This window comes from Pseudomonas sp. P1_F7 (genome assembly GCF_056405655.1).
The window spans coordinates 19,010-38,801 of sequence record NZ_JBFUBR010000028.1 but is presented as its reverse complement, the minus strand read 5'-3'; the positions used below and the strand labels follow the sequence as shown (position 1 = coordinate 38,801).

At 59.2% G+C, this 19,792-nt stretch carries 19 protein-coding genes; 7 read left to right on the top strand and 12 right to left on the bottom strand.

Going from position 1 to position 19,792, the window contains the following annotated elements; all coding sequences use genetic code 11:
* Nucleotides 1–161 precede the first annotated feature (161 nt).
* Nucleotides 162–1,283 (top strand): beta-ketoacyl-ACP synthase III, encoded by a 1,122-nt coding sequence (locus AC1D1M_RS29650; RefSeq protein WP_477778441.1) that lies wholly within the window; start codon nt 162–164, stop codon nt 1,281–1,283.
* A gap of 244 nt (nt 1,284–1,527) precedes the next feature.
* Here the strand turns inward: AC1D1M_RS29650 and AC1D1M_RS29645 are convergent, their stop codons facing one another.
* Nucleotides 1,528–2,859, bottom strand: a complete 1,332-nt coding sequence (locus tag AC1D1M_RS29645; protein ID WP_477778440.1) for a putative porin — start codon at nt 2,857–2,859, stop codon at nt 1,528–1,530.
* Nucleotides 2,860–3,140: 281 nt separating this feature from the next.
* On the opposite strand from AC1D1M_RS29645, the gene AC1D1M_RS29640 reads away from it, so the two are divergent.
* Nucleotides 3,141–4,265, top strand: coding sequence for a GNAT family N-acetyltransferase (locus AC1D1M_RS29640; protein ID WP_477778439.1), 1,125 nt, complete (start codon nt 3,141–3,143; stop codon nt 4,263–4,265).
* 18 nt (nt 4,266–4,283) lie between these two features.
* On the opposite strand, the gene aqpZ is transcribed toward AC1D1M_RS29640, so the two are convergent.
* From aqpZ to AC1D1M_RS29615, 5 genes are all read right to left on the bottom strand, one after another.
* The gene (aqpZ, locus tag AC1D1M_RS29635) at nt 4,284–4,982 is read right to left on the bottom strand and encodes an aquaporin Z (protein WP_477778438.1); all 699 of its coding nucleotides are present in this window, start codon (nt 4,980–4,982) and stop codon (nt 4,284–4,286) included.
* A gap of 112 nt (nt 4,983–5,094) precedes the next feature.
* Nucleotides 5,095–6,927, bottom strand: coding sequence for an ABC transporter ATP-binding protein (locus AC1D1M_RS29630; RefSeq protein ID WP_477778437.1), 1,833 nt, complete (start codon nt 6,925–6,927; stop codon nt 5,095–5,097).
* A gap of 92 nt (nt 6,928–7,019) precedes the next feature.
* Nucleotides 7,020–7,577: a peptidylprolyl isomerase gene (locus tag AC1D1M_RS29625; protein ID WP_477778436.1), complete on the bottom strand. Its 558-nt coding sequence runs from the start codon at nt 7,575–7,577 to the stop codon at nt 7,020–7,022.
* Nucleotides 7,578–7,580: 3 nt separating this feature from the next.
* The gene (locus AC1D1M_RS29620) at nt 7,581–8,384 is read right to left on the bottom strand and encodes an alpha/beta fold hydrolase (RefSeq protein ID WP_414924829.1); all 804 of its coding nucleotides are present in this window, start codon (nt 8,382–8,384) and stop codon (nt 7,581–7,583) included.
* A gap of 14 nt (nt 8,385–8,398) precedes the next feature.
* Complete coding sequence (locus AC1D1M_RS29615) at nt 8,399–9,322, bottom strand: PA3225 family LysR-type transcriptional regulator (RefSeq protein ID WP_008018223.1); 924 nt, start codon at nt 9,320–9,322, stop codon at nt 8,399–8,401.
* A 49-nt stretch (nt 9,323–9,371) separates the two neighbouring features.
* Here AC1D1M_RS29615 and AC1D1M_RS29610 point away from each other — a divergent pair, with 49 nt between their 5' ends.
* From AC1D1M_RS29610 to AC1D1M_RS29600, 3 genes are all read left to right on the top strand, one after another.
* Nucleotides 9,372–9,686, top strand: a complete 315-nt coding sequence (locus AC1D1M_RS29610; RefSeq protein ID WP_477778435.1) for a 3-phosphoglycerate kinase — start codon at nt 9,372–9,374, stop codon at nt 9,684–9,686.
* Between the two features lie 236 nt (nt 9,687–9,922).
* Entirely contained in the window at nt 9,923–10,522 is a 600-nt protein-coding gene (locus tag AC1D1M_RS29605; RefSeq protein WP_046043697.1) for an FMN-dependent NADH-azoreductase, read from the top strand.
* A 273-nt stretch (nt 10,523–10,795) separates the two neighbouring features.
* Nucleotides 10,796–11,662, top strand: coding sequence for a carboxylate/amino acid/amine transporter (locus AC1D1M_RS29600; protein WP_477778434.1), 867 nt, complete (start codon nt 10,796–10,798; stop codon nt 11,660–11,662).
* Nucleotides 11,663–11,692: 30 nt separating this feature from the next.
* Here AC1D1M_RS29600 and AC1D1M_RS29595 read toward each other — a convergent pair whose 3' ends face one another.
* Entirely contained in the window at nt 11,693–12,580 is an 888-nt protein-coding gene (locus AC1D1M_RS29595; RefSeq protein ID WP_477778433.1) for a LysR family transcriptional regulator, read from the bottom strand.
* A 159-nt stretch (nt 12,581–12,739) separates the two neighbouring features.
* Between AC1D1M_RS29595 and AC1D1M_RS29590 the strand changes: the two genes are divergently transcribed.
* The gene (locus AC1D1M_RS29590; RefSeq protein ID WP_108218556.1) at nt 12,740–13,384 is read left to right on the top strand and encodes a hydrolase; all 645 of its coding nucleotides are present in this window, start codon (nt 12,740–12,742) and stop codon (nt 13,382–13,384) included.
* Between the two features lie 69 nt (nt 13,385–13,453).
* On the opposite strand, the gene AC1D1M_RS29585 is transcribed toward AC1D1M_RS29590, so the two are convergent.
* Entirely contained in the window at nt 13,454–14,752 is a 1,299-nt protein-coding gene (locus AC1D1M_RS29585) for a mechanosensitive ion channel family protein (RefSeq protein WP_477778432.1), read from the bottom strand.
* 192 nt (nt 14,753–14,944) lie between these two features.
* On the opposite strand from AC1D1M_RS29585, the gene AC1D1M_RS29580 reads away from it, so the two are divergent.
* Nucleotides 14,945–16,285 carry a DEAD/DEAH box helicase gene (locus AC1D1M_RS29580; RefSeq protein WP_007972492.1) on the top strand — a complete coding sequence of 447 codons (1,341 nt, stop codon included), beginning with the start codon at nt 14,945–14,947 and terminating at the stop codon, nt 16,283–16,285.
* A 187-nt stretch (nt 16,286–16,472) separates the two neighbouring features.
* Here AC1D1M_RS29580 and AC1D1M_RS29575 read toward each other — a convergent pair whose 3' ends face one another.
* The 4 genes from AC1D1M_RS29575 to AC1D1M_RS29560 all read right to left on the bottom strand — a co-directional run bounded on the left by AC1D1M_RS29575 (nt 16,473) and on the right by AC1D1M_RS29560 (nt 19,462).
* Nucleotides 16,473–17,207, bottom strand: a complete 735-nt coding sequence (locus tag AC1D1M_RS29575; protein ID WP_477778431.1) for a DUF899 domain-containing protein — start codon at nt 17,205–17,207, stop codon at nt 16,473–16,475.
* Between the two features lie 190 nt (nt 17,208–17,397).
* Nucleotides 17,398–18,267 (bottom strand): DUF6279 family lipoprotein, encoded by an 870-nt coding sequence (locus AC1D1M_RS29570; protein ID WP_477778430.1) that lies wholly within the window; start codon nt 18,265–18,267, stop codon nt 17,398–17,400.
* A 77-nt stretch (nt 18,268–18,344) separates the two neighbouring features.
* Nucleotides 18,345–19,067: a TorF family putative porin gene (locus AC1D1M_RS29565; RefSeq protein ID WP_477778429.1), complete on the bottom strand. Its 723-nt coding sequence runs from the start codon at nt 19,065–19,067 to the stop codon at nt 18,345–18,347.
* Between the two features lie 206 nt (nt 19,068–19,273).
* Nucleotides 19,274–19,462: a hypothetical protein gene (locus AC1D1M_RS29560; RefSeq protein ID WP_015096330.1), complete on the bottom strand. Its 189-nt coding sequence runs from the start codon at nt 19,460–19,462 to the stop codon at nt 19,274–19,276.
* Nucleotides 19,463–19,792 lie beyond the last annotated feature (330 nt).

Below are 19,792 nucleotides of genomic sequence, written 5' to 3'. Positions count from 1 at the left end.
CGCGCCTATAAACGCCGGCCCCGCGGTTTTGAGCCTTCATGGTCACGGGCAGGTCGGAATAAAGCGATGCCAGGTTTGCGTCCCCCGGATGGGAATAGACCCTTTGTGTATTGGTACGACGGTGCCAATGCTTTCTGCCTGAACAGATTAGAGACACGACCATGCATAACGTCGTCATCAGCGGCACCGGCCTGTACACCCCGGCCAACAGCATTTCCAACGAAGAGCTGGTGCAGTCTTTCAATACTTACGTCGCGCAATTCAACGCTGACAACGCCGACGCCATCGCGCGCGGCGAAGTGGAAGCATTGACCGAATCCAGCGCCGCGTTCATCGAAAAAGCCTCGGGCATCAAGAGCCGCTTTGTCATGGACAAGGAAGGCATCCTCGACCCGCAACGCATGGCCCCACACCTGCCGGAGCGTTCCAACGACGAGTGGTCGGTGCTTTGCCAGATGGCCATCGGCGCGGCCGAACAAGCCTTGCAACGCGCCGGCAAGACCGCAGCGGACATCGACGGCGTGATCGTCGCCTGTTCCAACCTGCAACGCGCTTACCCGGCCATTGCCATCGAAGTCCAGGAAGCGCTGGGTATCCAGGGTTTCGGCTTCGACATGAACGTGGCGTGTTCTTCGGCGACCTTCGGTATCCAGACCGCCGCCAACAGCGTGAAACTGGGCCAGGCCCGGGCGATCCTGATGGTCAACCCGGAAGTCTGCACCGGCCACCTGAACTTCCGTGACCGCGACAGCCACTTCATCTTCGGTGACGCTGCCACTGCGGTGATCATCGAGCGTGCCGACCTGGCAACGTCCAAGTACCAGTTCGACATCGTCAGCACCAAGCTGCTGACCAAGTTCTCCAACAACATCCGCAACAACTTCGGCTTCCTCAACCGCGCAGCGGAAGAGGGCATCGGTGCCAGGGACAAACTGTTCGTGCAGGAAGGCCGCAAGGTGTTCAAGGAAGTCTGCCCGCTGGTGGCCGAGCTGATCGCTGAGCATCTGCAGGAGAACCAGCTCAACGTCAGCGACGTGAAGCGCTTCTGGCTGCACCAGGCCAACCTCAGCATGAACCACCTGATCGTCAAGAAACTACTGGGTCGTGATGCCACCGAACAGGAAGCACCGGTGATTCTCGACACCTACGCCAATACCAGTTCCGCCGGTTCCGTGATTGCGTTCCACAAGAACCAGGACGACCTGGCCGCCGGTTCGCTGGCCGTGCTCAGTTCGTTCGGTGCCGGTTACTCGATTGGTAGCGTGTTGCTGCGCAAGCGCTGAGTCTGTGGCTTAAAAAGATCGCAGCCTGCGGCAGCTCCTACGGGACTGGATTTCAACGTGATATCGCGATGAGTCCTGTCAGCGTAGGAGCTGCCGCAGGCTGCGATCTTTTTTTGCGGGAGGTTATTGCGGGAGAGAAAACAGTCTCGCGTTGATGTGTCGGAGGATGATGGGGACCGACACACCAACGCCAGGCTGTAAAAGCGGCCCGGGCTTCCTTGCCCGGGTCGTGTAGCGGGGTGAATCAGAACTTGGCTTCGGCATCCAGTTGCAGGGTGTTGATGTCCGAATCGGTTTTCTTGATGTTGGCGTTGGTCTGGTCCGAGGTCGCCATGAAGTAGGTCGCGCCCAGGGCGAAGTTCTTGTCCAGGTCGTAGCTCACTTTCAGCTTGCTGCCGCGCGAGCCGGTGAAGCCGTTGGCGAAGTCGGAGTCGGTGAAGGCACCCACCACAGCGTTACGCTGCACGTCGCGGTAGTTGTAGTCCAGGTTGAAGCCGTAGACCTTGGACTTCACACCGGCCAACCATCCAGTGTCCTGGTCGTTGCTGGCATCGGTGTTGTTGACGTACTGACCGTACAGCGACAGCGGAACTGGCAGGTTGGAAAAGTCCAGCTGACCAAAGCCTTCGTACAGTTTGAAGGTTTCGCCCGGGCTGTTGCCGTTGACGGCCAGTGCGCATGGCGTGGTGACGGTGCCGCTGGTAGGGCAGGCGCTGCTGCTGTCGTTGTCGTAGGAGTAGATACTGCCGCCCAACGTCATTTTCATGCTGTCGGTGATGGCGAAGCGCGCACCCAACTGGCCAGCGTACAGACGCAGGTCGTGCTTGAACTGCACGCCTTCGCCGTCGACGTTGTCCTTGAGGGTGTAGTGACCAGCGCTACCGAACAGCTCGGTGCTGCCGCTCAGCGGGTACTTGTAGGTGACTGCCAGACCTTCCGGGTTGATGTCGCTATCCCAGATGATGTCGCCCATGCTCACCCATTGTTGCGGCATCTTGCCGCCAACCAGGTGCAGGTTCTTGATCGCGTCCGGGTGGTAGTCGATGTAACCCTGGTCCAGCCAGATCTGCTTCTTGTCGAAGTAGTTGTTCAGGTCCTGGTTGGTCGAGCGAGCGTCGTCGTTGCTGCCGGTAGCGATACGGATACCGGTGTCGACCTGCGGGTTGATTTCGCTGTAGGCACCCAGGCGGGCACGAATGCGCTGACGGTCCTGGTCCTTGTTGTTTGGCACGCCATCGTTGTGCACTGTCTCTTCACGGAAGCGTACGTCACCCTTGAACTGGGTCTTGGCGGCCCATGCCAGCTTCTGGTCGAAGGTGCTCAGTGCGTCGGTTTTCTTCGCGGTTGCCGCGATTTGCTCGTTAGTCTCTTGCTGAGCCTGACGGGCGATCTGCTGGTCTTTCTGATCCCTGGCCAGCTCGGCTTGCAGTTCGCTGTACTGCGCGTTGGTGATCGAGCCGTTAGCCTTGAGCATGTCGAGCAGTTTGGCGTCGACTGCGGCACTGGCCGGAACACTCATGGCCAGCAACAGGCCGCCGCACAAGGCCGCCGCAGTTTTCGTGGAAGCAAGACGCATATCAATCTCCGAAGATGAGAGGGGATGACAGAGCCATCCGGGACACAACCGACCATTTAGGGGCGGAAAACAGTGACCGGGTATAACCCGGCGCTCTAAAAACAGGCGCCAGTATCGCGATGGTTTATGACAGAGCAGTGGCAATGTGATGTCATGTCCATGACGAAACAAAGTCGCCGTGAACTATTGAGTTAGAGCACTGTCGTCGTTTTGCCCGTGTGAATTGCAGAGCGATAGGCGATACTCGCGGGGCTTTCACGCCATGAAGAATGAGGATGGTGATGCCGTTGCAACGCCTGCAAAGACTGTCAGAAATCGCCTCGCAGACCTGGGACGCCCTGGTGCCCGAGACTCAGCCTTTTCTGCGTCACGCTTTTTTGAGCGCACTGGAAGACAGCGGCAGCGTCGGACCCCATTCCGGCTGGCAGCCCGAGCATTTGTTGCACGTTGAAGGTGACCGTTTGATCGCCGCGCTGCCCAGTTATCGCAAGTGGCATTCCTACGGCGAGTACGTGTTCGATCACGCCTGGGCCGATGCCTGCGAACGCGCCGGCATCGATTACTACCCCAAGCTGTTGACCGCTGTGCCGTTCAGTCCCGTCACCGGGCCGCGGTTGTTGGCGGCCACGGTCGAAGACGGCTTCGAGTTAATGAAAAGCCTGCCGGGCTACCTTGAACTCGAAGGGCTCTCCAGCGCGCACATCAACTTCACCGATCCGTTCACCGACGCGGCACTGAGCGAGCAGCCGGGCTGGTTGCAGCGCGTGGGCTGTCAATACCACTGGCAGAATCGCGGCTACCGGGATTTTCAGGACTTCCTCGACGTGCTCAGTTCGCGCAAGCGCAAACAGATGCGCAAGGAGCGCGAGCAGGTAGCGGGGCAGGGCTTTGAGTTCGAATGGCTGCAAGGGCGGGAGCTGACTCAGGCGCAATGGGATTTCGTTTATGCCTGCTACGCCAATACCTATGCAGTGCGCCGGCAAGCACCGTATCTGACGCGGGAGTTTTTCAGCCTGTTGGCCGAACGCATGCCGGAGTCGATTCGCGTGGTGCTGGCCAAACAGGGTTCACGGCCGGTGGCGATGGCGTTCAGTCTGGTGGGGGGCGACAGCTTTTATGGCCGTTACTGGGGATGCCTGGCGGAGTTCGATAGCCTGCATTTCGAGACCTGTTTCTACCAGGGTATGGACTATGCCATCGCCAACGGTTTCCAGCGTTTCGATGCCGGGGCCCAGGGCGAGCACAAACTGATTCGCGGATTCGAGCCAGTCATTACGCATTCCTGGCACTACTTGCGGCATCCAGGGTTGAAAGCGGCGGTGAAAGACTTTCTGGAGCAGGAGCGGCTGGGGGTGCTGGCTTATGCAGAGGATGCGAAGTCAGCCTTGCCTTATCGACAAGGCTGATTTTCACCGGGCAGCGTGTCAGTTGTCTTCCTTGCCCAGCCAGCGATACAGCACGCCGCCGACGACTGCACCGAGTAGCGGTGCGACCCAGAACATCCACAGTTGTTGAATCGCCCAGCCGCCGACGATCAGCGCCGGGCCGGTGCTGCGCGCCGGGTTGACCGAGGTGTTGGTGACCGGGATCGAGATCAGGTGGATGAGCGTCAGCCCCAGGCCGATGGCAATCGGTGCCAGTCCTGCCGGTGCACGTTTGTCGGTGGCGCCGAGGATGATCAGGATGAACATCGCTGTCATCACCAGTTCACAGACAAACCCTGCCGCCATCGAATAGCCGCCAGGCGAGTGTTCGCCATAGCCGTTGGATGCCAATCCGCCCGCCAGTTCGAAACCGGGCTTGCCGCTGGCAATGAAGTACAGCAGGGCGGCTGCAATCACGCCGCCAATGACCTGGGCAACGATGTAGGCCGGCAATTCATTGGCCGGAAACCGCCCACCCACTACCAGGCCGAGGGATACCGCAGGATTGAGATGACAGCCAGAAATATGGCCGATGGCGAAAGCCATGGTCAGCACTGTCAGGCCAAACGCGAAGGACACCCCGAGCAGACCGATCCCTACCTCCGGAAAAGCCGCTGCCAACACCGCGCTGCCGCAACCACCCAACACCAGCCAGAACGTGCCTACCAACTCAGTAGCCGAACGTTTTAACAGAGACATAAGAGAGTGTCCTTTCGAGATTATGCTGCCTTGAGCATCCACATTGCTGTCGACTGACACTCCGTCATCGCGAGCAAGCTCGCTCCCACAGGTTTTGTGGCTGCCGCAATACTCAATCGATCCCGACAAATCCACCGGTCTGGTGTTGCCACAACCGCGCATACAAACCGCCATGGGCGAGCAGCTCGGCGTGGGTTCCGGTTTCGGCGATCTTGCCGTTTTCCAGCACCACCAGCCGGTCCATCCGGGCGATGGTCGAGAGCCGGTGAGCGATGGCGATCACTGTTTTGCCCTGCATCAGAGTTTCGAGACTTTCCTGGATCGCCGCTTCGACTTCCGAATCCAGTGCTGAAGTGGCCTCGTCCATGATCAGTATCGGCGCGTCCTTGAGCAACACACGGGCAATGGCGATGCGCTGGCGCTGCCCCCCGGAGAGTTTCACCCCGCGCTCACCGACGTGGGCATCGAAGCCGGTGCGGCCTTCAGCGTCCGACAGCGACGGAATGAACCCGTCAGCCCGTGCCTTGTGCACCGCTTCCCAGAGTTCGGCGTCGGTGGCGTCGGGTTTGCCATACAGTAAGTTGTCACGGATCGAACGGTGCAGCAGCGACGTGTCCTGGGTGATCATGCCGATGCGTTCGCGCAGGCTTTCCTGGCTGACGTCGGCGATGTTCTGGCCGTCGATCAGGATGCGTCCGCCTTCGACGTCGTACAGGCGCAGCAGCAGGTTCACCAGGGTCGATTTGCCGGCACCGGACGGGCCGATCAGGCCGATTTTCTCGCCAGCCTTGATGGTCAGGTTGAGGTCGCCGATGATCCCGCTCTGCTTGCCGTAGTGGAAATCCACCTGTTCGAAGCGCACTTCGCCACGGGCCACCGCCAGGGGTTTGGCCTGGTCGCGGTCGGTGACGGAGACCGGTTGTGAGATGGTCTGCAGACCGTCCTGCACCATGCCGATGTTTTCGAAGATGCCGGTCACCACCCACATGATCCAGCCGGACATGTTGACGATGCGGATCACCAGGCCGGTGGCCAAGGCAATCGCGCCAACGCTGATCAATGACTGCGTCCACAACCACAGGGCCAGGCCGGTGGTGCAGACGATCAGCAGGCCGTTCATGCTGGTGATGACCACATCCATGCTGGTGACCACGCGACCGGCCAGTTGCGCCTTTTCGGTTTGTTCCTTGATCGCTTCGCGGGCGTATTGCTGTTCGAAGTTGGTGTGGGCGAACAGCTTCAGGGTGGTGATGTTGGTGTAGCCGTCGACAATCCGCCCCATGAGTTTGGAGCGCGCATCGGACGCCACCACCGAGCGATCCTTGACCCGTGGCACGAAGTAACAGAGGGCGCCGATGAAGGCGAAGATCCACGTCAGCAGCGGGATTATCAGGCGCCAGTCGGCTTCGGCGAACAGCACCAGCGAACTGATGGCGTAGATCAGCACATGCCACAACGCATCCACGGCTTGCACGGCGGAATCGCGCAGTGAGTTGCCGGTTTGCATGATGCGTTGGGCGATGCGCCCGGCGAAATCATTCTGGAAGAAATTCAGGCTCTGCTTGAGCACGTAGCTGTGGTTCTGCCAGCGGATCATGCTGGTCATGCTGGGACTCAGGGTCTGGTGCACCAGCAGGTCATGCAATCCCACAAATATAGGGCGCAGCACCAGCGCAACCAGCACCATCCAGGTCAGCTCAATGGCGTGCTCCCGGAACAAATTGGCGTTCGGCGTGCCTTGGGCCAGGTCGATGATGCGGCTCAGGTAGCTGAACAGCGCCACTTCGATCAATGCGCCAATCAGGCCGACGATCAACAGGGCGGCGAAGCTCGGCCAGACCTGCTTGAGGTAATAAGTGTAAAAAGGGAAAACCCGGTCCGGCGGAGACGCCGTCGGTGCTTCACGGAAAACATCGATCAGTTTTTCAAAACGGCGATAAAGCATGTTTTTTCGCCCGCGAACGGGCTCTCCTTTTAACGGTTTGAGCGTTGCCGGCAAAGCCGGCAACGGCTCGGACGTCCTTGTCCAGCTTAGTCTCAGTCGATGCGCTTGGCCGACTTGATGAAGACCGGATCGGCCGGAACGTCTTTCATGCCGCCACGAACCGTGGTTGGCGAATTGACGATGATGTCGACCACATCCATGCCTTTGACGATTTTGCCGAACACCGCGTAACCGTCGCCCTGGTCAAGGAAGTCGTTGTCCTTGACGTTGATGAAGAACTGGCTGGTGGCCGAGTCAGGCACCGAAGTACGGGCCATGGACAAGGTGCCACGAACGTTGACCAGGCCGTTCTTGTGCTCGTTCTTGATCGGGTCTTTGGTGTCCTTTTGCTGCATGGCCTGGGTGAAGCCACCACCCTGGACCATGAAACCCGGAATCACCCGGTGGAAAATCGTGTTGTTGTAGAAACCACTATCGACGTACGCAAGGAAGTTCTTGGTACTGATAGGGGCCTTGACCGGGTCCAGTTCGATTTCGATCTGGCCGTTGGTGGTGTCCAGCAGCACATGCGGTGCCTTTTCCGGCGTCGCGGCCATCAGGTTGGCGGCAAACAGGACGGAGCCTGCGGCGAGGGCGATTTTTTTCAGCATGGGTCAGTGATCCTGAGTGGTGGTGTCGACTGCGGTCAGAAATTCCAGCAGTGTTTGGTTGAAGTGTTCCGGCTGGTCCAGTGGCGTGGCGTGGCGTGAATCGGCGATCACCACCAGCCGCGCATCGGGCAGCAGTTTTACGTAGTTTTCCTTCAGCGCCACCGGTGTGTAGTCGCGGTCGGCGCTGACGATGAGGGTTGGACAGGTGACCTTCGAAAGTCGTTCCTGGACCCCCCAGCCGACAATGGCATTGAAGCTGGCGAGATAAGCATGTTTGTCGTTTTTTGCCCAGCGTTCGGCCATTTTTTGTCGCAAGTCGGCCTGCTCGGGTTTCGGGAACAACTTGCCGCCCAGCGCCTTGCCGATGGTGCCCAGGCTAAGGGCGCGCATCAGGCTCCAGCGCTTGAACCACTGCCAGTAGTCATCGCGGCTGCGCAGTTTGACCTCGGGCGCGCTGTTGACGATGCACAGGCTCTTGAGCAGTTGCGGCTGATCCACACCCAGTTGGAAGCCGATCATGCCGCCCATGGACAGGCCGACATAGTGTGCCGGACCGAGATTGAGGTGCTCGATCAGTGCAATCAGGTCAGCGCTGAATCCAGCAATGCTGTAGCGCTCCCGGGGTTTGTCCGAACGGCCGTGACCGCGGACATCCGGGACGATTACCCGGTAGCGGGTGGCAAGTGCCGGGATCTGTTTTTCCCAGTCCAGCGTGCTGGAGCCCAGACCGTGGACCAGCAGCAGCGGCGTGCCGTGGCCATATTCCTCATAGTGCAGGTTGCAACCTTCGTGTTCGAAATAGGCCATGCATACACTCCGTGTCAGGCTTGTTCGGGGGCGGCGAACGGTGCGTCCAGTGGTGCGGTGTCAAACGTACGCAGCAGTTCGATGAGAATCTGCGTGGCCGGCCCGAGCGGTTTGTCCTTGTTCGAATACAGGTAAAAGCTCGGGTTACGGCTACCGCCCTGATCCAACGGTAGCAGCTTGAGCGTACCTTCCTTGAGTTCCCGTTCGATCATGTGCCGGGGCAGCCATGCAAACCCCAAACCGCTGCTGACGAAGGTCGCGGCAGTCGCCAGGCTACCGACGGTCCAGCGCTGTTCGGCACCGAGCCAACCGACGTCCCGTGGTTGCTGGCGGCCCGAGTCACGGATCACCACTTGCATCTGGCTTTCCAGGTCCTGGAAGCTCAGTTCGCGGTTGAGGCGGTGCAGGGGATGCTCCGGGTGGGCGACCGCGACGAACTCGACGTCGCTCAATTCCGCGCCCAGGTAACCGGGAATGCTGAACCCGGTGATGGCCAGGTCGGCCACGCCTTCGAGCAGGACTTCCTCCACGCCCGACAGCACTTCCTCACGCAGCCGCACCCGGCAGCCACGGCTTTGCGGCATGAATGCGGTCAAGGCGCGGACGAGGCGGGCGCTCGGGTAAGCGGCATCGACCACCAGGCGCACTTCGGCTTCCCAGCCCTGCTCCATGTGATGGGCCAGGTCTTCGAGTTGACTGGCCTGTTTCACCAGTTGCCGGGAGCGGCGCAACAGCACGCCGCCAGCCTCGGTCAGCACGGCTTTGCGTCCGTCGATGCGCAGCAACGGCACGCCGAGCTGATCCTGCATGCGGGCCACGGTGTAGCTGACCGACGATTGCGAGCGATGCAGCGCCTCGGCGGCCTGGGCGAAACCACCGTGATCGACCACGGCCTGCAGCGTTCGCCATTGATCAAGGGTCACGCGGGGCGCTTTCATGTTGAGCTCCTCTTGTCCTAAGCTGGCAGCCCTTATTGGAGGCTGCTGAATGAAAAAATTCTGTTGTGTGCTGCTGGCGCTGCTACCGCTGACGGCGATGGCTTACCCGATCGATGTGAAGAAAGACCTCAGCGGCCTGAAGATCGATTACCAGACTTACGACACGGATAGCGACATCGGCTCCATTCAGGTGGCCAACTACGGCGACGTCGATGCGAGCTGCAAGGCCGTTTTCATCAATGGCCCGGAGGCACCGCGTACCCGCAAGATCGACGTACCGGCCGGCAAGCACAAAAACGCCACCGTGAAATTCACCCGCAGCATCATCAAGCTGCGCATCGAGCTGACCTGCACCCCGAAATGACGCCTGGCTCTTCTATAGGAGCGAGCTTGCTCGTGATAGCGGTGTGTCAGGCAGCAGAAAAATTGAATGACACGACGCCTCGCGAGCAAGCTCGCTCCTACAGAGGCAGGGTACGTTGAGCTTATAAACGAATTTATTGATGGGTTATAGCAGTTATTTGCGCTTTTTCATCGATATGACTCTGTTTAACCTTCACTCCATCGACCTACAGCATTCCCAGATGGAGGCTACATCCCATGTCCCGCGTTCTGATCATCGAAAGCAGTGCCCGTCAGCAAGACTCGGTTTCCCGCCAACTGACCCAGACTTTCATCAGCCAGTGGAAAGCCGCTCACCCGAATGACCAGATCACCGTCCGCGACCTGGCCGTCAAGCCGGTGCCGCACCTGGACATCAACCTGCTGGGTGGCTGGATGAAACCCGCCGAGCAGCGCAGCGACATCGAACAGGCGTCTCTGGAACGCTCCAACCAGTTGACCGACGAATTGCTCGCCGCCGATGTACTGGTCATGGCCGCGCCCATGTACAACTTTGCAATCCCCAGCACCCTGAAAGCCTGGCTCGACCATGTGCTGCGTGCCGGCGTGACCTTCAAGTACACCGAAACCGGCCCGCAAGGCCTGCTCAGCGGCAAGCGTGCTTATGTGCTGACGGCTCGCGGCGGCATCTATGCCGGCAGCACCGCCGATCACCAGGAACCGTACTTGCGTCAGGTCATGGGTTTCATCGGCATCCACGACGTGACGTTCATCCACGCCGAAGGCATGAACCTGGGCGGTGACTTCCAGGAGAAAGGCCTGAACCAGGCGAACGCCAAGCTTTCGCAAGTGGCCTGACCGTTTAATCGCCAGATAATCGCTGGATGGTCTAGTGACCTGGCGCAACCCTTCAAGCCTGTACGCGCATCGAACCTCCCTTCGCACTTGTTGCTCCTGAGTGCTCTGGCCCGATTGAACGCTTTAGCGAGATCGGGCTTTTTTTTGCCTGCGATTTACCAAGCACCTTCAAACCCTGTGGGAGCTCGCTCCTACAAGGAATTTGTATTATTTGGGTGTTCGCGATCAGCAGCAAAAACCGCTATCGTCGCCGCCATTCGAAATGAGGCGAGCATGGGCTATCTACTTTTTGTCACGCTGATCCAGGCGTTTTCCTTCAGTTTGATCGGCGAGTACCTGGCCGGTCATGTCGACAGTTACTTCGCAGTGTTGGTACGCGTGCTGCTGGCAGGGCTGGTGTTCATTCCATTGACCCGCTGGCGCTCGGTGGAGCCGGCGTTCATGCGCGGCATGCTGGTGATCGGCGCGTTGCAGTTCGGCGTGACGTACGTCTGCCTGTACCTGAGCTTTCGCGTACTGACGGTGCCGGAAGTGCTGCTGTTCACCATTCTCACGCCGCTGCACGTGACCCTGATTGAAGATGCACTGAATCGTCGCTTCAATCCCTGGGCCCTGGTCGCGGCACTGGTGGCAGTGGCGGGGGCGGCGGTGATTCGCTTTGACCGGATCAACCCGGACTTCTTCATGGGGTTCCTGTTGCTACAACTGGCCAACTTCACCTACGCCGCCGGGCAAGTGCTCTACAAACACCTGGTCGCGCGCCACCCGAGCGATCTGCCGCATTACCGGCGTTTCGGCTTCTTCTACCTCGGCGCACTGGCGGTGGCGCTGCCGGCGTTTCTGCTGTTCGGTAAACAGAACTTCCTGCCCGAAGCACTGCTGCAATGGGGCGTGCTGCTGTTCCTCGGCCTGGTCTCGACTGCTTTGGGGCTCTACTGGTGGAACAAAGGTGCGTGCCTGGTCAACGGAGGGACCCTGGCGGTGATGAACAACTTGCATGTGCCGGTGGGGTTGCTGATCAACCTGCTGATCTGGAACCAGCATGAAGAACTGGGGCGGTTGTTGTTCGGTGGTTCGGTGATTTTGCTGGCGGTGTGGATCAGTCGGTTGGGTGTGCGCAAGTCTTTGGCCGCCCACTAAACCGACAAGGAATTGTGTGCTGTCAAAAAATCACTTTGGCGCCAATTGATCCACCAGAAACTCGATAAACGCTCGAGTCTTCTGCGGCACCCGCCGGGCTGACGAATACACCGCGTTGATAGTGATAGCCGGGGCCTGCCATTCGCACAGCACCGGCACCAGTCGCCCGGCCGCTAGCGCGTCCTCGACGATGAAGTCAGGCAGCAGGGCGATGCCCATGCCGGCTTCGGCGGCCTGGGCGAGCAAATCACCGTTGTTGGCGTGCAGTGGGCCGGTGACGTTTACCCGTTGGGTTTCCTTGCCATTGCACAGTTGCAGGCTGACACCGCTCTGCAGATACCCGTAGTTCAGGCATTGATGGGCGCGCAGATCCTGCGGAGTCTGCGGAACGCCGGCGCGCTCGAGATAAGCAGGGGATGCCACCATGATGCGCGGTGCGGGCGCCAGTTGCCGTGCGATCATCGTCGAGTCGGGCATGCTGGCGATGCGGATGGTCACGTCAAACCCGCCCCGCACCGGGTCGACCTGCTGGTCGCTGAGCACCAGTTGCAGCTCGATATTCGGGTGCTGTTCGTGAAACAGCGGAATCAACGGACCCAGCCGCCGAAGACCGAACGACATCGGCGCATTGACCCGCAATACACCACGTAACTCGCCGATACCGTCACGGGCGCGTTGCTCGGCCTCGTCCAGTGCTGCCAACACTTCCCTTGCAGCTTCGAAATACTCGGCCCCGGCCTCGGTCAGGTGCAGGCTGCGGGTGGTGCGTTGCAGCAATTGCACGCCAATGGCTTCTTCCAGCGCCTGAATCTGTTTGCTGACTTTCGAGCGCGGTACGTCCATGGCCCGGGCGGCTGCGGCGAAGCCGTTCTCGCCGACCGTGACGACGAAGGCGCGCATGCATTCGATGCGATCCATATTGTCCCTATTTTAGAATCAATGATTCTCGATTTTAGGTAATTGTCCCTTTTATAGCCAGCCCCTAAAGTGACATCCAAGCCGACAACAAAGCCACTTACGGCAACGTCGACTAACCCTGAATTCATTCGAAACTATCGACATCAAAAGGAACGCGCCATGTCTATTCGTGAACTGCTCAACCCAACCAACTCCGCCCTGATCCTGATCGACCACCAGCCGCAAATGGCTTTCGGCGTGCAGTCCATCGATCGCCAGACCCTGAAGAACAACACCGTAGGTCTGGCCAAGGCGGCGAAGATCTTCAACGTACCGACCATCTACACCTCGGTCGAAACCGAAAGCTTCAGTGGTTACATCTGGCCTGAATTGCTGGCAGTGCACCCGGAGCAAAAGCCGATCGAGCGCACTTCGATGAACTCTTGGGAAGACAAGGCACTGGTTGACGCGGTGAAGGCCACGGGGCGCAAAAAACTGATCATTGCGGCGCTGTGGACCGAGGTCTGCCTGACGTTCCCGGCATTGGAAGCCCTGGCTGAAGGCTACGAGGTGTACATCGTCACCGACGCTTCCGGTGGCACCAGCAAAGAAGCCCACGACATGTCGGTGCAACGGATGATTCAGGCCGGCGCGGTGCCGGTGACCTGGCAACAAGTGTTGCTCGAATACCAGCGTGACTGGGCGCACAAGGACACTTACGAGGCGGTGATGGAACTGGTGCTGGAACACAGCGGTGCGTACGGCATGGGCGTGGATTACGCTTACACCATGGTGCACAAGGCACCGCAGCGGCAGGTCAAGTAACCCGCAAATTCTGAAAACAATGTAACCCCTGTGGGAGCGAGCAAGCTCGCTCCCACAGGTTTTGTGGTGTTACACCCTGCGCTTTTCAGCTTCGGGAATATGGCTCGCGCCCAGTACCGCCGGCAATATCCCCGCACGCAAATCCGATCCGCTCGGCTGCTGATAAAGACTCAACCCAAACTCCGGCAGCACGGCCAGCAGGTAGTCGAAAATATCCCCCTGAATCCGCTCGTAATCGGCCCACGCCGTGGTGCCGGTAAAACAGTAGATCTCCAGCGGAACACCCTGGGCCGTGGTCTGCATCTGGCGGACCATGCAGGTCATGTTCGGCTGGATTCCCGGGTGACTCTTCAGGTAGGCCAGCGCATAGGCGCGGAAAGTGCCGATGTTGGTCATCCGGCGACGATTGGCCGACATGGCCGCGACGTTGCCCTGGGCTTCGTTCCAGGCCTTGAGTTCGGCCTGTTTGCGGGTGATGTAGTCGGTGAGCAAGTGCACCTGGGACAGCTTCTGCTCTTCGTCGTCGCGCAGAAAGCGTACACCGCTGGCGTCGATGAACAGGCTGCGCTTGATCCTGCGGCCACCGGAAGCCTGCATGCCGCGCCAGTTCTTGAACGACTCGGACATCAGGCGCCAAGTCGGGATCGAGACGATGGTCTTGTCAAAATTCTGCACCTTGACCGTGTGCAAGGTGATGTCCACCACATCGCCGTCGGCGCCAACCTGTGGCATCTCGATCCAGTCGCCGACCCGCAGCATGTCGTTGCTGGTCAACTGCACGCTGGCGACGAACGACAGCAGCGTGTCCTTGTAGACCAACAGAATTACCGCCGACATGGCACCCAGACCCGACAGCAGCAACAGCGGTGAGCGGTCGATCAGCGTGGCGACGATGACGATCGCGCCAAACACGTACAACACCATTTTCGCCAACTGCACATAGCCTTTGATCGAGCGTGTGCGGGCGTGCTCGGTGCGGGCGTAGATGTCCAGCAGGGCGTTGAGCAGGGCGCTGACCACCAGCAGCAGAAACAGGAAGGTGAAGGACAGCGCGACGTTGCCGAGGAAATTCAGGCTGGTTTTGCTCAGGTCCGGCACCAGATTGAGACCGAACTGGAGCACCAGCGAAGGCGTGATCTGCGCCAGGCGATGGAACACCTTGTTCTGTAGAAAATCATTGACCCAGTGCAAGGCCGGCTGGCGGCTGAGCATTTTTGCCGCGTGCAGAATGAGGTAACGCGCCACCCGTCCGAGGAACAGCGCAATCGCCAATAGCAGCAACAGCGACAGGCTGGAGTGCACGAGCGGGTGCTGGTCGAGGGCGCCCCAAAGGTCCAGGACGTTGGTCCAGAGCTGTTTGATATCCATGGTCGAAAACGATTCTTCTGTAAGGCGCGAGAGGGGATTAGAGCATTTAAGACGCTTTGTATTACGTTTCGGGAAAAATCAGGCAACAAAAAACCAACTGTTTACCGCCATTTGTATAAAGAAACTCGGCCTGAGCGCTCGAAACCGTTACCCTATGCAGCTGTTTTTTTGCATTTCTTCGAGGTAGCACCCGTGTTTTCCCAATTCGCCCTGCACGAACGCCTGCTCAAAGCCGTGGCCGAGCTGAAATTTGTCGAGCCAACGCCTGTGCAAGCCGCGGCCATCCCGCTGGCGCTCCAGGGGCGTGACCTGCGGGTGACGGCGCAAACCGGTAGCGGCAAAACCGCTGCATTCGTTTTGCCCATCCTCAACCGTCTGATCGGCCCGGCGAAAATCCGCGTCAGCATCAAGACCCTGATCCTGCTGCCGACCCGCGAACTGGCCCAGCAGACGCTGAAAGAAGTTGAACGCTTCTCGCAGTTCACCTTCATCAAGTCCGGCCTGATCACCGGCGGTGAAGACTTCAAGGTCCAGGCCGCAATGCTGCGCAAGGTGCCGGACATCCTGATCGGTACGCCGGGCCGGATGATCGAACAACTGAACGCCGGCAACCTCGACCTCAAGGAAGTCGAAGTACTGGTGCTCGACGAAGCCGACCGCATGCTCGACATGGGCTTCGCCGAAGACGTTCAGCGTCTGGTGGACGAGTGCACCAACCGCCAGCAGACCATGCTGTTCTCCGCCACCACCGGTGGTTCGGGCCTGCGCGAGATGATCGCCAAGGTCCTGAACAACCCTGAGCACTTGCAGCTCAACGCGGTCAGCCAGCTGAACGACACCACCCGCCAGCAAATCATTACCGCTGACCACAACCAGCACAAAGAACAGATCGTCAACTGGCTGCTGGCCAACGAGACCTACCAGAAGGCCATCGTCTTCACCAACACCCGGGCCATGGCCGACCGCATCTACGGCCGCCTGGTGGCGCAGGAATACAAAGCGTTCGTGCTGCACGGCGAGAAAGACCAGAAGGATCGCAAACTGGCGATCGACCGTCTGAAGCAGGGCGGCGTGAAAATCCTCGTGGCCACCGACGTCGCCGCCCGCGGTCTGGATGTCGACGGCCTGGACCTGGTGATCAACTTCGACATGCCGCGCAGCGGCGACGAATATGTGCACCGCATCGGTCGTACCGGCCGCGCCGGTAACGATGGCCTGGCCATCTCGCTGATCTGCCACGGCGACTGGAACCTGATGTCGAGCATCGAGCGCTACCTCAAGCAGAGCTTCGAGCGCCGCACCATCAAGGAAGTCAAAGGCACCTACGGCGGACCGAAAAAGGTCAAGGCCTCGGGCAAAGCCGTTGGCGTGAAGAAGAAAAAGACCGACGCCAAGGGCGACAAGAAGAAAACCGCCGCCAAGACCCCGACCAAGCGCAAGAGCGCCAACCGGCCGAAGAGCGATTCCCTGGTCAGCAAGGACGGCATGGCCCCGCTCAAGCGCCGCAAGCCGGAAGCGCCGGCGGCCGAGTAAGTCGTTGTAGACGGCCCATGAAAAACCCGGACAGTGTCCGGGTTTTTTTATGCCTTGCGTTTATCAGCCTTCGGCTTTTTTCTCGGCGGATCCCAACTCCTTCAAGCGCTGATCGATCAACTGACACTTGTCCGACGGGTCAAGGCGGGCGGGGCACAAGCGAAGGCCGCGACTCGATGTCAGGTGACTAACCGCCGTGGCAGCAACTGGGGTTCGCCTGTTCTTCGTACCGGTCATGATGCCGCACCCACTCCATGATTTCGTCTTCGTTGCGTCCCTTGGGCGTCAGGTCGAGGTAGTTATAGGCGCCGACCAGCATGTCCAGGCCCCGGGCATAGGTGGAGTAAGTGTGGAGAATTTCCCCTGCGTCATTGCGATAAAACACACTGAGACCGGGGAGTTCTTCCTCGGAACCGTCGGTTTTTTCGTAGTTGTACGTAGCCTTTCCAGCGGCGACGTCTTCGGCTCGGGCACAGACGCCAAAGTCGTAGTTGAAATCGCATCCTTCTGACGACACCCAATCGAACTTCCAGCCCATGCGTCGCTTGAACGCCTGGAATTCAGCGAACGGTGCGTGGGAAACCGCCACCACTGCAATGTCGTGGTGGGCCAGGTGCTGATTGGCGCCGTCGATGTGATCGCTGAGGAACGAGCAACCGGGGCAGCCCTCGTCCCAGCCCTCGGCGAACATGAAGTGGTAGATGACTAACTGACTGCGGCCGCCAAACAGGTCAGCCAGTTTCAGTTCGCCGTGGGGCCCCTGGAAGTGGTAGTCCTTGTCGATTTTCACCCAGGGCAGGGCGCGGCGTTCGGCGCTGAGTTTGTCCCTTTCCTTGGTGAAGGCTTTTTCGTGGACAAGGTGCTGTTTGCGTGCGACGAGCCATTCTTCCCGCGACACGACGGGATGATTCTGAATGTTCATGTTGTTTTCTCCTGCGCGGGGCGGGGAGGGGACTTACACAGCCTAGTCGTTTGGCTTGCGTGGAATTCGACATACCGCCGGTCAGTCGTCAGCAGAAGCCAGGCTGAAGGGGCAGTGCGAATATCAACCAAAAGTCAGCTGAGGGCTTCACCTCAACCAGAGAGTCTCCCACAGGGGAATTGTGTGGGGCTTAACTTTGTTTAACCGCTTTCAGGCACTTCAAGTCGCTGAAATCCTTCCTCACGCCCTCGATTTTCTTCAGCAAGCGCTCACGCTGGTTCGGCGTGCTTTCGGCCATCAGATCCACCAACAGCGAACGTGCCTGAGCCTCGGTGTTGGCAAAGGCCTGACGATAGGCGGGTGTCCACAAACTCTCTCGATTGACCAGAAGCGTCTCGATTCGTTGTGGGAATTGCGGACTCTGGCGTTGCGCAACGGCTGCGCTGAACTGCTTCTGCCAATGGACACGGTTGGCGATCCATTGGGTGTTCTGGTCGCCCAAGGCGTTCGACCATGTGGCGACGCGCTGTTGCTGGGTAGTGCTCAGAGGTCCGAACCAGTCATTCAGGCGCTTCGACATGCGTTCGCCGCGCTCCTTGATCTGCTGGTCGAGGGAGGGCTTGAGGTATTCCTCCTGGCGTTTGCGCTGGTCCTTGGCAAAGGCATCGTTCATTTCGGCGACTTGCTTGTCATCCAGCCCTTGCAACAACTCGATGGCCGACGGGGTGATTTCCCGCGCGGTCTCGGCGATTGCCTGTTCGGCTTCACGGGCGCGGGCCTGCAAGGCGGCATCGGTGACCTGGTTGGTGGCGATCATGGTTTGCAGGCGGTCCAGCCAGTCGAGGTAGCCGGGTAATTGGGTGGTGCAGTGCCAGCTCAGGTGTTCCTTCAGGCGTTCGTTCAGCCAGCTTTTTTGCTCGCCGTTCATGTCCAGGTAGTCGCTGAGCGTCCACGGGATAATCACGTCGAGGTTGCGGTAGGCCAGGCCCACGCGGCTGCATGCGCCGAGGGTGAGGGCGATAGTCAGCACTACGGCTATGTGATTGAACCAGCGGGACATGGGCGAATCCTTGCGAAAGCCAGTCTTCGGGGTCTGATTCTCATGTGAACCCGGGAGGAGCCCGGCAGTTCAGCCGATCAATAGAACGCGTGTTCGGCCTTGAGGGTAACCAGTCCGTCGCATTGGCTGTTGTGCCCGGCATAGGCCGAGCAACCGCTGCCGCTCAGGTTGGAGTCACTGTAGATCAGGTCGAGGTCGATGCCCATGAACGGGCGGGACAATTTCAGCGACCAATCGGTAAAACTGCCTACATACCCGCCATCCACCGCCACTGGCGTATTGAATTGGTGGGTGGTGTATTTCAGGCTGATGCCGACACCGAACGGTTGATTGCCGCTCAAGTCAGCGAACAGGGTGTTGTTCTGTTTGTCCGGGTCATTGCTGAAGGCGATGCCGAAACGGCTGCCGAGCAAGGTCAGGCCGCCGAACAGTTCCTGGCTGTCAGGGGTTGTGACTTCGGGGTAGCTGTAGCGGATCAGGCCCACTTCGTAGCCGAGGGTTTGGTCGAAGGGTTGTTTAAAACCCATGTAGGAGTCGATCTCGAGGTTTTTCCCCGGGCTGATCCCCATGCTGGGCGACCATTGGCCCACATAGAAACCGCTGTCGTGGCTCAGGTCCAGGCCGCCGTGGAACGAGCCGATGGCCGAAGGTTTGACCAGACCCTGGGCCATGCTGCGGGTGGGGGTGGTGCCGAGCTTGAGGTCGAAGGCACCCAGCTCACGCTGAAAGATTTGTGCGTGTGCCACGGAGCAGGCCAGCAGGCTGGCGAGCAATGCCGATAGATAGAAAGGTTTGAACATGCGTCACTCCATGAACAGCGAGGACAGGCTGGTGAGCCCGCTGAAACGCTTGATCCAGACGTGTGCAAGAATACCGGCGAATGATCGGCAATGAAGGCCATTCGTCGATTTCTAAACGATTTGAAGGAGTGGCAGGGGAGTATCGAGGGTTCCAGTCCAAGCGCTTCGAAGCTCAAAGCGCTTTGGGACCAGGTGACGCGAGGGGATTACTTTTTGCCCAGAGTGATCTGCTTGGACGGGCCGAACGTCTGGCCGCTGACGCCTTTGGCAATTTGCTGGATTTCGCCGCCGGACTTGAGGAACGCTGCGATCTGGCTGTTGATCGATTCGCTGGTTTCGACGGCTGGAGCTGGCTTTGCTTTGCTGGTGGATGCTTTTACGCGCATGGCGGCCATTAACCTGTAGAAAATTAACTTGGCCAGGCATCGTACAGGAATTACCTGATAATTGCTTGGCAAATATCCCCTCGGCATATTCGTGAGGGCGGGGTAATTAGTCACCGGCCAATATTCGAAATATGCACCTAAGCCGCTGTTTTAACTAATAACATTGCCTGGAAAAATACCGCATCACGCTTGCCTGGGCATGGCGTAAATGCCCGGAACGGCCTGACGAGCGGCCAGGCGAGGGATGAAACCCCGGGAAAATTAAGGGTTTCAGAGGATTTTCTCGCGCCACCGGGCCGGCTGCCGAACGCGGCGCTGAAAACCGGGTAGAATGCCGCC